This window comes from Treponema sp., assembly GCF_017430385.1.
Classification (GTDB): domain Bacteria; phylum Spirochaetota; class Spirochaetia; order Treponematales; family Treponemataceae; genus Treponema_D.
Genome location: NZ_JAFRNB010000025.1, coordinates 1 through 15,388, shown reverse-complemented (window position 1 = coordinate 15,388; position 15,388 = coordinate 1). Strand labels below are relative to the sequence as shown.

The 15,388-nt window shown below is 44.3% G+C and carries 15 protein-coding genes; 7 read left to right on the top strand and 8 right to left on the bottom strand.

The genetic code is table 11. The features are described 5' to 3' along the window. Positions 1-151: 151 nt before the first annotated feature. A complete protein-coding gene (locus tag IJJ71_RS01830; RefSeq protein WP_296844971.1) occupies positions 152-943 on the bottom strand; it encodes an outer membrane lipoprotein-sorting protein in 792 nt (263 codons plus the stop codon). A gap of 244 nt (positions 944-1,187) precedes the next feature. Then, on the bottom strand, positions 1,188-4,088 hold the full coding sequence (locus IJJ71_RS01825; protein ID WP_296844970.1) for an MMPL family transporter: 2,901 nt from the start codon (positions 4,086-4,088) through the stop codon (positions 1,188-1,190). Between the two features lie 202 nt (positions 4,089-4,290). On the opposite strand from IJJ71_RS01825, the gene IJJ71_RS01820 reads away from it, so the two are divergent. The 7 genes from IJJ71_RS01820 (at position 4,291) to IJJ71_RS01790 (ending at position 11,268) form a co-directional block, all read left to right on the top strand. Beyond that, positions 4,291-4,626, top strand: a complete 336-nt coding sequence (locus tag IJJ71_RS01820) for an ArsR/SmtB family transcription factor (protein WP_296844969.1) — start codon at positions 4,291-4,293, stop codon at positions 4,624-4,626. A gap of 78 nt (positions 4,627-4,704) precedes the next feature. Beyond that, positions 4,705-5,520, top strand: coding sequence for an outer membrane lipoprotein-sorting protein (locus IJJ71_RS01815; RefSeq protein WP_296844967.1), 816 nt, complete (start codon positions 4,705-4,707; stop codon positions 5,518-5,520). A 29-nt stretch (positions 5,521-5,549) separates the two neighbouring features. Continuing rightward, the gene (locus tag IJJ71_RS01810) at positions 5,550-7,547 is read left to right on the top strand and encodes a hypothetical protein (RefSeq protein ID WP_296844966.1); all 1,998 of its coding nucleotides are present in this window, start codon (positions 5,550-5,552) and stop codon (positions 7,545-7,547) included. Positions 7,548-7,568: 21 nt separating this feature from the next. Continuing rightward, positions 7,569-8,171 carry a hypothetical protein gene (locus IJJ71_RS01805; RefSeq protein ID WP_296844965.1) on the top strand — a complete coding sequence of 201 codons (603 nt, stop codon included), beginning with the start codon at positions 7,569-7,571 and terminating at the stop codon, positions 8,169-8,171. A gap of 199 nt (positions 8,172-8,370) precedes the next feature. Beyond that, positions 8,371-9,354: a 23S rRNA (adenine(2030)-N(6))-methyltransferase RlmJ gene (locus IJJ71_RS01800; protein ID WP_296844964.1), complete on the top strand. Its 984-nt coding sequence runs from the start codon at positions 8,371-8,373 to the stop codon at positions 9,352-9,354. A 420-nt stretch (positions 9,355-9,774) separates the two neighbouring features. Then, on the top strand, positions 9,775-10,251 hold the full coding sequence (queF, locus tag IJJ71_RS01795) for a preQ(1) synthase (RefSeq protein ID WP_296844962.1): 477 nt from the start codon (positions 9,775-9,777) through the stop codon (positions 10,249-10,251). 300 nt (positions 10,252-10,551) lie between these two features. Next, positions 10,552-11,268 carry a queuosine precursor transporter gene (locus IJJ71_RS01790; RefSeq protein ID WP_296844961.1) on the top strand — a complete coding sequence of 239 codons (717 nt, stop codon included), beginning with the start codon at positions 10,552-10,554 and terminating at the stop codon, positions 11,266-11,268. A 31-nt stretch (positions 11,269-11,299) separates the two neighbouring features. Here the strand turns inward: IJJ71_RS01790 and IJJ71_RS01785 are convergent, their stop codons facing one another. From IJJ71_RS01785 to IJJ71_RS01760, 6 genes are all read right to left on the bottom strand, one after another. Continuing rightward, positions 11,300-12,241: a ligand-gated ion channel gene (locus IJJ71_RS01785; protein ID WP_296844959.1), complete on the bottom strand. Its 942-nt coding sequence runs from the start codon at positions 12,239-12,241 to the stop codon at positions 11,300-11,302. 84 nt (positions 12,242-12,325) lie between these two features. Further along, a complete protein-coding gene (locus IJJ71_RS01780; protein WP_296844958.1) occupies positions 12,326-12,865 on the bottom strand; it encodes a cytidine/deoxycytidylate deaminase family protein in 540 nt (179 codons plus the stop codon). Positions 12,866-12,950: 85 nt separating this feature from the next. Further along, positions 12,951-13,370, bottom strand: a complete 420-nt coding sequence (locus IJJ71_RS01775) for a DUF261 family protein (protein WP_296844956.1) — start codon at positions 13,368-13,370, stop codon at positions 12,951-12,953. Positions 13,371-13,385: 15 nt separating this feature from the next. Then, positions 13,386-13,922 carry a DUF2589 domain-containing protein gene (locus IJJ71_RS01770; protein ID WP_296844954.1) on the bottom strand — a complete coding sequence of 179 codons (537 nt, stop codon included), beginning with the start codon at positions 13,920-13,922 and terminating at the stop codon, positions 13,386-13,388. Positions 13,923-13,960: 38 nt separating this feature from the next. Then, positions 13,961-14,548, bottom strand: coding sequence for a DUF2589 domain-containing protein (locus tag IJJ71_RS01765; RefSeq protein WP_296844953.1), 588 nt, complete (start codon positions 14,546-14,548; stop codon positions 13,961-13,963). 106 nt (positions 14,549-14,654) lie between these two features. Continuing rightward, positions 14,655-15,242 carry a DUF2589 domain-containing protein gene (locus tag IJJ71_RS01760; protein WP_296844952.1) on the bottom strand — a complete coding sequence of 196 codons (588 nt, stop codon included), beginning with the start codon at positions 15,240-15,242 and terminating at the stop codon, positions 14,655-14,657. Between the last annotated feature and the right edge of the window lie 146 nt (positions 15,243-15,388).

The following is a 15,388-nucleotide window of genomic DNA, read 5'->3' as shown; positions in this document are numbered from 1 at the left end:
CTGACGAAAAAAAATCCCCGCAGCAGGCACTTTCATTGTCGTGCCTGTTTGGATGCGGGGGCAAAAACGCAGAGAGAAACTTCTGTTTGCCTATAGGTGAACAGAAGTTTCTCGTTGGAACTCGAAATTACATGGATGTAATTTCGATTCCTTATTTTCCTGTGTTCAAGAAGTCTGTTGTGAAGTAGCGATCTGGCAACGGCTGGTCAACTGTTACGTTAATCATCTTGATTGTTGAAGAGTGGCCTGTCTGAACGTTTGTCATTACGTTCTCCATCGGAACGTTGTAAACACGACCGTTTGTACCTGGCTTTTTGTCAATTGCTTTGATTTCATTTACTTTGAGGAGCTTGCCTTTTTTGTCGTAAAGCTCGATGTAAGTTGGAATCCAGGCATCTTTTGTGATGTATGAGATTCGGTAAGAATACTGGCTTGATTTTGGATCTTTTGGAGTTGATTTTACAACATACAAGTCCTTGAAGTTGCCTTTGTCCTCGCTCTCTTTGATAAGCTCGTGTGTATCGTCTGCGACTTCGCGTGTGCTCATATCATCGTAAGAAAAATCTGTTCCAACGAATGCTTTTGAACCATCGCTTGCAGCTACACGGCGTGTTGATTTGAGTGAAGGAAGATAAATCCATTTGTCGTCGTCTTTGCCATCGTTCTCTTTCTGCAAGAAGCGAGTGTCTTTTACAGATGCAGGAGAAAGGAATACCATTACAACGTCAGAAAGATTGTTCTTGCAGCGGCCGTATTCACCAACTTTTCGAGTTTCCTCAACTTTGCCGTTTTTTGCAAGAGTAAGCTCGACAGCTGCCTTTGAAAAATCAGGTTTCTGGCGGTCGAAAACCTTAGTCATGATTTCTGTTCCGTCGATTGCGAATGCAGATGTTCCCATTGCAAGGGCAAGAGCCAAAGCTGTAAGTTTTTTTGTCATTTTCATAAGTGTTTCCTCCTAGGGAGCGGCATTGTGAGACAGGTTTTTGCGAGTCTCGGCGAAGGCTATGCCTGAGCCGCTTCCTTAAATTATTTAATCGGTTCAAAATATTAAACCAATATATTAAAAATTAGTTACAAAAAATTCGGGGGCGTTGCGGGCACTCCCGCAGAGGGGGTAGCGGAAAAGCAACGCTTTGTAGCGAGGGGGAGACTTCCCCCTTTGACTGCTAACCGCTAACTCCTCAGTTTTATTTCTCTTCTGTAATTTTCTTTGCGTAAGCTTCCTTCTGCTCCTTTGACCACATGAATTTAGGGTCGAAGGCATTCAGAATGCCTGGAATTACAGTCATTGCCAAAGTAGAACTTGTGAACATTACGACTGCAACCAAAGCACCGATGTATCGAAGGATGATGAACCGGCTGAACAAAAGTACACAGAAGCCCAGACCAACCGCAATTGCGTTCGTGAGGATTCCGCGTCCGCTTGTCTTGAATGTGTTCTTTGTGACTTCCTCAAGGTCGTCTGTGAGAGCACGCTGAGCGCGGTAGGTTTCCATGAAGTGAATCGTGTAGTCAATTCCGACACCGATAGCGACACTTGCGATGATACTTGTACAAAGGTCAAGCGCGATTCCGGCATATCCCATTACCATGAAGTTGAGCAAAATCGTGAGTCCGAGAGGGATTGCACCGATAATTCCTGCCCATGCCGACTTGAATGAAAGCGAGATGATGATGAAGACCATTGCAAGCGAGAGCAAGATACTTGTTGTCTGGCTGTCAACGACCATCTTTGTCATTGTATATTCCATCTCACCGTTACCAGTTGCCTCAATCTTGTAGCCTTTCGGGAAATGTTTTGCGGCATAAGCCTGTGCATCGGCGATGATTGCTGCTGTGTCGTCAGTCGAGTGAGTGCGGAGCTGAACCTGTGTTCGGATTGCAGTCGGCATTGTCATGTTGTTGGCAAAACGCTGAATCTGCTCGCTTGAAAGAAGATAAAGGTACTGAGTTACCAAATCACCAAGCTCATCACGTGTTGAAACAGGATATTTTGCCACATCATACGGAACCTCGTAATAGTCGAGGCCGTTGAAGTTAAGCTGTCGCTCAAGCTCAAGAACAATCTGCTGAACATCAGCATCTTTTCCGCCAGCGGATGTATATGCCTTGTGGAGCATTTCCAAGCCCTGCTGGACAGTTATAGTAGAAGAAAGTTTTGCATCATCGACCGGTGAGTTCATTACCTGATTCATGCGTTTGATGAAAGTGGTGAATGAAACCATTTTTCCGATTCCTTCATGTCGTGCAAGGAGATATTCCTGCATTCCGTCAACAGCATTAAGAATCTCAGGATTTGTGAGCATGTAATACTGTTTTGGAGCTTCGGCAGATTCAGAAGAATCAGCGCCTGACGCATCTCCGAATCCAAAATCATCTGTTCCGGAAGCAGCCTCTCCGAAACCGAAGTCATCAGTTGAGCTGCCAAAATCAAAGTCACTTGCGACAGAATCAGCCGCACCGGTGTCAGAAGTGCCGAAGTCGAAATCACTTGCGACAGAATCAGCCGCACCGGTGTCAGAAGTGCCAAAATCAAAGTCACTTGCGACAGAATCAGCCACAGACTCGCCTGCACTCTCAGCCGCAACCTCTTCAGCATCTTTTTCTTCGCCGCTTACGATAAGGTAAAGTGTGTTTGAGCCAGCCAGATGCTCGTCAACGTAAGAAATATCCTCACGGAATTTTGAATCTGGCGGGAAGTAGTTGACCAGAGCCGTATCAACGATAAGCATCTTGAATCCGATTACAGCGACCAGAATAAGAACTGCTGTCGAAACGATAAGACGTGGTTTTGTACCGGAGAAGAAGTGATAAATCATGTAAAGCGTGTTTGTCGTAGCCTCTGCAGATGTTTTTCCGCCCTGCCGCTTGAGCTGTTTTTCAAGCTTCATCTTAAGTTTTGCGGAAATACGATTCTTGTTGCGCCAATGTTTTCCAACCTTGCTGATTGGTGTGACATAAAGCATTGCAGGAATAAAAGTCATTGAAAGAAGCAATGAGAACACGACGCCAGCCGCAGCGAAAACAGAGAATGATTTGAGCGGCATGATCGGGCTTGTGATGTTAGAGATAAAGCCTGCGACAGTCGTGACGCCTGCAAGAACAACGGCAATCCAGACATCCTTAAGACCGTACTCAATCGCACCGGCATGGCTCTCTTTTGTAATCTCACCCTCAATTTTATCAAGGCCGATGTAATAGTGAGTGAGAACGTGAATACCATAAGCTGAACCACACGCCACGAGACAAACAGGAATGACGCTTCCGATGATTGTGAAAGTGACGTTGAGCATACACATGATACCGACTGACCATACCGTAGCCATGAGAACGGTAATCAATGGAAGAAGAGTGCCGCTCCATGTGTGGAATGAGAAGTAAAGCGAGAGGAGAACAACAAGAGCTACGAAAGGAATCAAAATCAAAAGGTCTGAAACCATGAATGTGTAGCCGTTATCGCTCAAAACCGGGTCGCCGAAATAGCGGACTTCAAGATCAGAGCCTTCAAGGGCAGTCTCACAGATTTTCTGGATATCGTGAAGAGCCTTCATCTGCTTCTTTGAATTGAGCATGTTGCCGTTCTCGTCTTTTGGCTGCAAGGTAATCATAAGCTGAGTGGTTTTTCCGTCGTCAGTAATGATTACGCGGTTGTACATTTCCTGCCAGTCAACGAGACGCTGCTTGATTGCGGCCATGTCTTCCGGGCTGCCGGTATAATCTTCGCCGAGGATGCTTGATGCCTTGAGGCTTCCGTCCTCGCCTACGATGAAATCCATATTTGCGATTGAGTCAATGCTTTCTACATAATCAACATTTCCAATCTGGTCCGTGACATCCTGAACAATCTTAATGTACTCAGGAGTGAGGATTGTCTCCCCGCTTGTCTCCATGGAGATTCCAAGAACCATCATGCTTCCGTAATCTTCCTCAGCCTTCAACATACGCTGGTAAGACTCGGAACTCTGCGGCATGTACATTCGCACAGTGTTCTCAATAGAGATTTTGCGAAGCTGCCAGCCAAAGAATGCAGTAATCGCGAGGCTCGCAATGATAATGAGCCAGGAGCATTTCAGCATCTTCTTAATCATAACACTACTCCTAAAAAATATTTTGAACCGCTTGCAATTCAATCAAGAATCGTTTATATTAGTTCAAGTAATTAAACCGATAAACCAAATATAACGACAACTCTGAAAAGTGTCAAGTAAATTCTTAAAACAAATTATAAATTCATTTTAAGAATAAATAAAGGCATTTTCCGAGAAATCAAAGCAATGGGGGAATTCAAAAATGATTGACCCAAAAAAAATCGAGCAGGCACTTGAAGACTTCAAGGCATGTTCAAAAATCTTCCTTGCCCTTGGTGACACCACAAGGCAAAAGCTCTGCCTTGACCTTGCCGCAGCAGGCCTTGATGGAATAAATGTCGCCGACCTTTCAGGAAAAACAATTCTCTCGCGCCCAGCAATCTCGCACCACCTCAAAGTTCTGAAAGACGCCGGAATTGTTGAGCCGATTAAAAAAGGAACACAAATCTTCTATAAATTGCGGCTCAAAGATTCCTTCATCCCGACGAAAGCTCTTATGGAAACCGTCGAGGAAATTCTTGAAGAGGAAGAAACTTAAATTTAGTTTGAAATTCCAATCAAACTGTGTTATAATTTTTAAATATAGTCTGTAAAAACCCTACATCAAGGAGTTATTATGAAAATTTTGAAAAAAATTGCCGTTTTTTCGTTGGTTTTTTCTCTCTCGGCTGCAGCCTTTGCAGATGAAGCCTACGATATAGTCAAAAAATCATCAACATTGCCGGCTCCTGACACATCAACCGCAACAATGATGCTCTACAACATCGAAAAAAGCGGTGCAGTCGAGGAAATGCCGATGAAGCAGCATGGCCGCACAAAAGACGGTCTTATCTACACAGTATTCGACATCCGAGGACCTGCGAGCAAAAAAGACACACGCGTTCTCCAGATGGAGCGAAGCAAGCGAGAGGATGACCGATGGATTTACATGCCAAAACTCAAGCAGGTACGCCGAATCCCAATGGGCGAGCGATACAAGCAGTTCGTAGGCTGTGAGTTCACTTACAACGACATGGCAGTCCGACATGTAGACGATGACAAACACGAAATGCTCGAAAAAGACGTTTCTATCACAGTTCCTGGCGGCAGAAAATATCAGTGCTGGAAAATCAAGTCAGTTCCTCTCAAAAAGAGCGAAGTTGAATACTCATACCGCATCCAGTACATCGACAAAGAGACTTATCTTCCTGCAAAAATCGAATATTTCGACAAAAAGAACCAGGATCAGCTTATGAAGACTTACACCACAGAGGACTGGATTTACCTCACTTCAAAAACTGGCAAAAAATATACAATGCGCATGAAGGCTCGTATCGCAAACAACAAAACCGGCCGAGAGACTGTCCTTGAAATCAAAGACCCAATTATGGACGGTCCAATGTCAGATGCATATTTCACCCAGCAGTATCTCTCAAGTGGTAAAGCCAAATAAAAAGTCAAACTAAAGGAGAAGAATAAAGTATGAAAAAGTTATTATTGACGATGGCAGCACTTTCGCTCACATCATTCAGTTTTGCACAGGATTTTGGATTTGGTGACAGTGATTTTGGTGGCAGCGATGACTTCGGAGGCTCAAGTTTCGAAGAGTCATCAGCTCCATCAGTAGCAATTTCCGGCGAAGTCGGAGCAAGCGCAAGGGCTTGGGGCGGAACAAAAAACAAAGAGACTGGCAAGGAGGACACACAAGGCTATAAAAAGGTATACGATCTGAGCAAATCAGATGTTGAGGCAGGTGCCTACGCAAATCTTGAGCTTAACTACGAGGGCGACTACACAGGTGCAAACCTCAAACTTAAACTTGATAATTCAACACTTACAGAAAATAAAGAAGATGTCATCGATGAAGTTTATGCTACAGGAAGCTTCAAAGAAGGAAGATTCCAGCTCAAAGCAGGTAAAATGAAGGAAGTTTGGGGAAAAGGCGACAAAGTTCATGTACTCGACAACTTCAACGCAAATGATTACTCAGACTTTATCTTCCCTGATTACATTGACCGCCGACTCGGTGAGGTCATGTTCAAGGCAACGGCAAACCTTTCATGGGATTACAACCTCAAGCTTGAAGGTATCTACACTCCATGGATGACTCCAGACAGATTCGCAACAAGCGGAAAATTCGTTCCAAACAAGCAGAAAGGAATCACAAGCCGTGTAACAAATGCAGCAATGGCAAACTATTCAGAATACCTTCTTGCAGTAAAAGAAGCTGATGTTTTAGCTGCAACAGCAAGCACCTGGGAAAAAGAAGCAAGCATCGCACAAGAGCAACTTACAGCACATATCAAGAATGGTGGCTCAGCCACAGATTCTACTGGAATAGCATTAGGTGCAAAACTTCAAGCAGCACTGGACAATATTTATGCAACAGCAAAAACATCAGTTGACTCAGGAACTCTTAATACATATTTTGAAAAAACATTGGGTGCTAACTATGATGTGATTGCGGCAGGGCTTGCAGCAAATTCAACCTTTACAAGTATGTTGAAAACACAAACAGGAATTGATGTAGCAAACAATGCCGCTGGAGTAAAGACTGTTATCGCAATGGGTCTTGCAGATACAGCTGTAAGCAAAGCTACAAGTGGAGCTGTAACAACAACTTCAAAAAACGGAGCAAACATCTATAAGCAGTATATCACTGATACTGTAACTTATGTAAACACAAAACAGACACTTGCTCTTTCAAACATGTCATCACTTAACTCAAATGGAGATGCCCTCTACCCTAACACAAAAACACTCCGCTACGGTCAGGCCGGTGTTCGCCTCACTGGTACATTTGCAGGCATCGACTGGGGTACAAGCTATTACTACGGTCACTACAAGCAGCCGTCTTTCAATGCTGGAAAGCTCACAACTTACATGCAGAAATACCTTGCAAATGAGACAATCGAAGATGATGACAAATTCTTACAGTACGACCAGTTGCAGGTATTTGGTCTTGAGGCAGCCTTCGTTTTGTGGAAATTCAATACGCGATGGGAATTCGCTTACAACATGACACAGGACAAGGATGGAACAAATCAGGCAATTCATAATGACTCTATCGCATGGGTCGCTGGATTCGATATTGATATTCCACTCCATAACCTCAACTTGAATGTTCAGGAAACAGGTTCTATGATTCTCAAAAAGGACAAGATAATTGAAGGTAACACATTCGATGTCGATTACAACTCTGACAATAAATACACACGCAACAAGGTAATCGTCCTTCTCTCAGATAAATTCCTCAATGAAAAACTTACAGTTGAAGCACAGGGAATCTACGGAATTGAGTGCAAGGAATATGTAATCGTTCCAAAAATCGAATACAATGTCTCTGAAGGTCTTACACTCACAGCAAAAGGTGCTTATATTTTCAGCGACAATGAAAACGGTGAATTCTACAATTTTACAGCTGGAACAGAGCATAACGACAGGACATTCGTAGAATTAAGCGTAAAATATCAGTTCTAGTAAAAAAAAAGGGGAAAAAAAATGAAAAAGATTATCAGCATTATTTCTACGATTCTTCTAATTGCCTCTGCAAGCGTATTCACAGCTTGTACACAGGAAGAAGATGTTTCCGCACCAACAGAGACTTGGGTTCAGAAGGATTACACTTACAAGACTGAAACAGGTGTTTCACAGCTTACATGCTACTTCATGTTCACAGAAAAAGGCTACACAAACTCAAAGCTTTTGAACACACCAGAAGATTCGCGTCTAAATACATCTTCTGCAACAACAATTAAGCCAGGTCTTACTGTTGTAGTTGTGCCTGCTGCAAGTTCAACAGGTGCAGTCACAGGTACAATCGCTGCAGAGTTGTCATCAAATAAGTTTATTTGTAAAACTTTTCCGCTCAAAGCACAGGCAATCGCTGATGACGGAACAGAAGCAACAGACGGCTATTCATTTGAGATGAGCAGTGCAAAATGGAATGTATTCTATTATGCAAACATCGCCTCATTCATGAAAAATGACCAGCTCAAGAACCCGCCAGTTCCTCTTTCATCTGCAAGCTACAAAACTGTAGATGATTTGAAAGACTTCTCTTGGAAGAAACTCCTTGCAAACTACTTGCTCGGAACTCTGTAAGAGATTTTCGACTCACTGAGCTATGCGCAAAATTCAAAGCATGGCTCAAAACAATGCTCCCGTGGTGCGCACTTCACATGCAACCAGCGGGAGTTTTTTTATATATTATCCGGATTTTGATTTGATTGATTTTTTATCATATTAACGAAACAATTGATTTTATCGAGAAAAACTTTTGATTTTTTGATATAATTTTTTTATGCTCTCATACATTCACGCATACCACGCAGGCAATCACGCCGATATTTTAAAGCACCTCACTCTTTCGCTGATTTTGGAACATCTTTGCAAGAAAGAAAAGCCTTTCACCGTCATAGACACTCATGCCGGAAGCGGGATTTACTATCTCGATGATTCTCGGGCATTAAAAACTGAGGAAGCGAAATCTGGTGTTGCAAGATTAATAAATTTCTCACAGAGCATAGGAGACCACAGAGAGAGTTTTGAAAGCGAAACAGAAAGAAATAGTAAACCACAGATTAACACAGATTCCACAGATTATAAAAGTTTTAATCTGTGTTCATCTTTGAAATCTGTGAATAATTTCTTAGAAATTCTTCATAGTTTCTATGCTCTCTCAGAATATCCCGGCTCGCCTTTGATTGAGAATATGTTCTTGCGTGAAGGGGATGAGCAGATTCTTTGCGAACTGCATCCAACTGCTTTTGAAGAGCTTAAAAACTGCTTTTATAATAGAAGAAAAGAATGCAAGGCAGAAGGTAAGATTTTTGTGGAGCCAGCAATTCACAAGCGGGACGGCTACGAGTTCTTGAAGGCCGTCACTCCCCCAAAAATCAAGCGCGGTCTTTGTGTCGTTGACCCGAGTTTTGAGGACGCCAGTGACTTTGAAAAATGCGGTGAAGTAATCAGTGCCGTTCACAAAAAATGGAGCGCAGGAATCATCGCGCTATGGTACCCCCTCGTCGCGCACCGAAGTGCCGAAATCTCAATGATGAAAGAGCGAATCGCAGCAAGCGTTGGCGCAACCGAGCCAAAAATCCTCGACATCCAGATGGAAATAAAGCGAAAAGAAGACATGACCGGGCTAGCCGCGCTTTACGGAAGCGGCATGTTCATAGTGAACTTTCCCTACCAGCTCGATGAAGAAATGAAGTCAATCCTCCCGGAACTGAGCAAAATCCTAGGCGACACGGCAAACGAGTGGTCGGTGGAGTTGCGCTAGGTAGGGAGACGGTCGCCGAAGGCGAAAAATCTTGCGAGGCAAGATTTTAGTCGAGTCTCGAAAAAATCTGTGATTTTTCCGCGGTACCCGCGCTAGGGTATGTAGCCCCGTAGTAGCCGAAGGCTATGAGCGTGAGCGAAGGGCGGAACACCCGACCCGAAGGGTAGCGCCCTTCTCTATGCTGAATATTAGACAAACAAATTTTTACAATGGAAGAAGATTCAAAAAAAATGTGCGGAATCGAGGTTCTGGCACAAAGTCGCTTGAACTTGTTCACCGCGACTTTGATGACAGGTTCTCGATGGGAGCACATTTTTTTTGTGACAGCAATCCTATTGAAAAAAAAGCTATTTTTGTCTAATATTGTTCCCCGTCAGTTCGTAACCATCCTGACATAAAACAAAACTAGGAGACATTTCTATGCGTTCAGAATCTGAACTTGCTGGCGTAACGCTGCTTGGTGAAAGCAAAACCAAGTACCCAAGCGACTACGCTCCGGAAATTTTAGAGAAATTTCCGAACAAGCATCCGGGGAACGACTACATGGTCACATTCAACTGCCCCGAATTCACTTCACTTTGCCCAAAAACCGGGCAGCCGGACTTCGCAGAAATCAAAATCAACTACATTCCGGATGGATTTCTTGTCGAATCAAAGTCACTCAAACTTTATCTCTTCTCGTTCCGTAACCACGGCGACTTCCATGAGGACTGCGTGAACATCATCATGAAGGATTTGGTCAAATTGCTCGAACCAAAATACCTTGAAGTCGAGGGAATCTTTACCCCACGCGGCGGAATCTCAATCTATCCTTTCGCAAACTACGGAAAGGCCGGAACTGGGTACGAAACTATCGCAAAATCGCGGCTTTTTTCAGCCATCGACAGAAGGAAATAAACCACAGATTACACTGATTACACAGATTTTCTATTTGATATACTAAATTCTTTCGTTACTTTTTGAAAGTATTCTAATTAGGATATATATAATCTGTGACATCTGTGACATCTGTGGTTAACTTTAATTTTTCAGGAGATATAGATAAAAAACAGCCTGAAATAGCGTCTGTTTTTTATCTTGACAAGTTTCCGCTGGAAACTTGCACCATTAACTGCCGCTCCTCATTTCATTGCGGAGCAGCTTAAAAAGTCAATTGAAAGTTGCAACTTTCTTCTTGACTTTTTATAGGAGAAAATTATGCCTTTTTTGAATGAAATTCTTTTGCTCGCATCTGTATTTGTATTTTTTGGCGGGCTTGTGGCTTTTTTCCGCTTGTTCGGGAAGAACGGTATCTTTGCTTGGACTGTAATCTGCACGATTGCGGCCAATATCGAAGTTTTGATTCTTGTTCACGCTTACGGCATGGACACAACTTTGGGAAATGTAATTTTTGCTTCAAGCTTCCTCGCAACTGACATCATGAGCGAGATTTACGGCAAAAAAGAAGCAAATAAATGCGTCAAACTCGGAATCGCGGCTAACATCACTTTCATCTTGATTTCTCAGAGCTGGTTCTTGTATGTTCCTGCGGAGGCTGACACGATGGCAACTCCAATCTGCACGGTTTTTGCAAACACTCCGCGTGTCATGCTATCAAGCCTTTTTGCTTACGCTGTCTGCGAGATTTACGATGTCTGGGCTTATCACCACATCTGGAGCTGGAGCGAAAAAAAGTATGGCAACAAAAAATCTTTCCTGTGGCTTCGCAACAACGGCTCAACTATGGTCAGCCAGCTTATCAATGTCGTCGTGTTCAACCTGCTCGCATTCGCGGGCGTTTTCCCCTGGGCGACCATCGTTCAGATTCTGATTTTCGGCTACGCGATTTTTTTGGTCACTTCGATTCTCGACACGCCGTTTTTGTACTGGGCAAGAAGAATCGCGGAGAAGCACAGTGAGCTAACGGAACTTTGACTTTTCGCGTTTTTCGCCTCATAAGACAGTTTCACAAAAAAATCACCCAGGCATTGAACGCGACATAGACAATGCAAATCGTAATCGTAAAAGTCCTGTCGATAAAAAAGCTTTTCCTCACTTTTCTAGAATTTTCCGAAGAGCGCATTCCGTCGGTCTTGATTACGACCATGCAAATGAGCAAAATGCTCACCATCGTGATTATGTGGATTGAGTCGAGCATGGTAAGGCTTGTCGAGGACGGCACGACAGATTCCACGACATATTTGTTGCTCACCACGGCGAAAAGCGCGGCGCACGGAAGGGAAAGCCTTGAGTCCGTCTCGGGGCGGATTGAAAGAGAGACGACCGAAAGCACGAAGGCAACATATACGCCGAAAGTCAGTTTGAGGAATGTTATCCATGGGGTGAGGCGCGAAATCATCACGGAAGCGACAATTCGTGAATAAGTTCCTGTATCAGAAGAGCTTGAAAGGTCGCCGAAATTGGAATCATAAGTGAAGGGCTTGGAGTCGATGTAAAGCGGAGAGACTTTCCACTCCGAAAAAGAAATGCTGTCAGAGACTTTTGAATTCTTGTAGTCGGGAACGAAATTAATTTCTTCAATCGGGCGATAATCTTCAATTTCAACTTTCAGAAGATTCTTGTCAAAGGGAAAACGGCTCAAATCCCACTCGCAGCGGAAATTTCCCGTGAATTTCTGTTGCATGTAATTTCTGTTTAAAGATTCAAAATGCTCGCTCTGATAATTTTTCTGCCTTTCATCGAGGCTGTTAATAAAATCAAGCGAACCGTCAAAATCAATCTCGTCGCCGAAATAATTTATCCAAAGCCACAAGTCCGCCTGAAAAGTCTGGTTCACCTGGTCAAAATTGTACAGGTCGGTGATGTACAAGCCGAAAGTGTATTCTTTTGCGCACAAAATGAGGTTCGGTAAAAAAACGCAAAGCAGAAAAAGGCAGAATTTCTTCATTTTATTTTCCGAAAAAACGCCGCCCCACCCGCACGGGATTTGAGAAGTAGGGATTTTGCGCGGAAGGGGCGGCGAGGATTTTTGTTATTTATCTTTAGATACCCAACTTTTTCCTAAAAAATTTGAAATAATATCATTTTGATGTTTTTCAATATAGGAATCTGAAATATCTTTACCTCGATACAAATATCTTAAATTCTTACCAAAATTATCAAGAAAAAATTCTCTCGGAACATTTCCTGAAGGACAACATCTGCTTTTTTTGTCAGGCGCATATACCTTGTCCATAAGTCCCATTTCTGTTAACAGTACACAACAACAAGGACAAGGAGGTGAAGAAATAATTATACGGCCAATATCATCTTGGTTTTGGACTTGTCGAAGTGCGTCCATTTCTGCATGATAATAATCAGTTCTAAAAGTTCCTTTTGCAATTATCGTACCGTTTTTATTTAAAATAACCGCTCCACATTGCCCTTCTGCACCAGCAGTATAAATTCCATAATGTTGCAATGTAAATTCATCAACTACATTCCAATTAGCATTGTTGAATATATCACTCCAACGGCCTCCCAGCTCATCAAGGAATTTTTGAATAGGAGGATTTGATTCTCGTTTGCCCATAATTTTTCTCCCATAAAAAATAAATTTTTCTCTCTCCAAGAATTTTTCGCATTCGCGCGTTAGCGCACATTCGTGCGCGCACGCACTACGCCACAGGCGTGAAAATGCGTTTTGCAATCAGCGAGCCGTTTGCGACCGTGTTGGATTTTCCGAGCGGGTCATAGACGACTTCGCCTTTGCCGTTGCCGAGTACGAAATGCTGGTACTTTCCGTTCGCGAAAAGAAGGATTTCATGCTCGTTCTTGGCGGTCTTGTAATCCGCCGTCTCGCGATGCACGGAGAATTTTTTCCCCGTAAGCTCAGAAAGAATTCCGTCGGGATTCAGCATGGTCGCCTCTTCATCGAGATATTTTTTATCCCGAAAGCGACAAAAAGCCTCAACCGCGTCGATTCGCTTTCCCGTGATTTCCTCCGCCACTTTCACGACGGAGAGAAAATAGCAGCCGTACTCGCCGAGCGTTTTCATCAAGCGCTGGCGGCTTTCGTTTGTAACCTGATTTTCCATAATCATGCCTCCTTTTTAAGCACCTTTTTGCTCGATTCCGCGCGGAGTTACAGTTGAGGCAAGAACATCGAGCAACCGGCTCAGTGCCTCGCTTGTCTCCTGCTTTTTCGCCTTCACCGAAATCTGATATTTCGCGCTCTGGTTCGTTTCGCGCGTGTTTGCCGCAGCGGAAGAAACCTTGCCCTTCACCGAAAGCGAGGAGACAGAATCCCCATCCGCAGCCTTTTCCGTCGTCTTTACGGCAGAATCGACCTCCATCTGGAAATTCACATTCACTTCTTCGAGGGCAAGGTTCGGAATAGGAACGAGCGCGATAAGCGGAGCCTCTACGGAAATCGATGCGCCATCTTCGGCAGGGGAAGTCACCTCAAAGCGCACGGAGCGCATTTTTTCGTTCCCCTTGTAATCCTTCTCAAAGCCGACCTGCGTGATGAAATCGGCGGTGTTTTTTGCCAGCGCGACTTGTGCGCTCGCAGCCGCCTCAAGCGGGGCAGTGATAAGGTCTGCGATTGAAAGCGCTGAATCTGTTTGGATGATTTGGTCCTGTTCCATTTTCATTCTCCTATCTTTTGTTCGTTCCTATTTTTGCCTTATGCGGCTGCCGCTGACTTTTCGCCAGAAGAGCGGATGTCAACAGGCTCGGTGCACTGCGCGAACATATCCATGAGTTTGCTCATGCACTCTGTCTGAGGCTGCTGGTTCGCCTCGACATGAACCTGATACTTCGCGGTCTGGTTGGTGCTTCGGGTGTTTTCTCTTGAAGTCGAAACTTTTCCTGAGACTTTCGCCTTGACTCGCCAGAATCCGCCCGAAACTTCCGTGCTTGCTTCAGCGGAAGTGTTGGATTTGCTCGATTCCGCTGCCGTGACTTCCATCTGAAAGTCAATCGAAACTTTGTCAACGAGCAATGCGGGCATCGGAAGCAAGCCGAGCACGGGTGCCTGCATTTCGATGTTCGTTGTCGTCACTCCCTCGTCGCTGATGACAGGTTTCGTGAGCTTGAAGTCGAGCATTCGGGCTTCTTTGTCCTTGCCCTCGCCGTCCGCGTAACCGATTTCGTTGACATAGCCAATCATCGTTTTCGCGAGGTCGCGCTGTGCGTCAACAACCGAAGTCAAAGGTGCGCCGATAAGTTCGTTCATCGGCAGACCGCCCATCATTTGTGCAATTTTTCCCATATACACAAACCTCCTAAAAAAATGTATCTTGCAGCCGTCCTCTGCAACGAACGGACTGAAAGCCTCAATAATCGCGAATCGCGCCGAGTGTCACCCGACATTCGATTTATTTCTCAAAGCGTGTTCCGCTGTGGTCGCGCCACGGAGAATTGTCGCCCTCCGCGCTCGATTTGAACGGAACGACGAGTTTGTTGTATTCGTCCAAAATGCGCGAAAGCCCTTCCGCCCGTGCCGCCGAAGCGAATTCCATCTTGACTTTGACGGTGTTGCCCTCAGAGCCGCCAGCAAAGCCGATTCCGAACACCGCGCTTCTCTCTTTTTCCGCGCCGCGTTTGCCCTCGCCCGCATCGCCGTCCTGCTTGATTGCTTCAAGAACATCTTCCGCGCTCTTGATTCCGACCTGCTCGATTTTCGCCTCAAATTCCATCGAGAGACGGTCAATCACGAGCGAATTGTGGTTCGCAAGCGAAAGCACCGGGATTTCAAGGTAATCGTCTCCAGTCAAATGGACTTCAAGCGTTTTCGGCTCGCCGTCCTCATGGAAAAAACTTTGCAGTGACTTGAGATTGTGCATTTCGAGGATATGCTGCGCCTCGTTCACCGCGTCCTGCATTCCCCGAATCACATCCGACAAATCGACCGAGTTTCCGCGAAGCCCTTCCTTCGCTCTTTCATCTTTATTTCGTCCAAGCATTTAAATTTCAGACCTCCTGACAATGTTATACAACAGAGTTTTGCTATCATTCTCATTTAAAGTGATTTATTCAAAATCTCTGCTCATTAGAAATGTAGACGGGAAAAAGAATTGTGAAAAAAATCGAAAAAAAATGAATTTTTTTG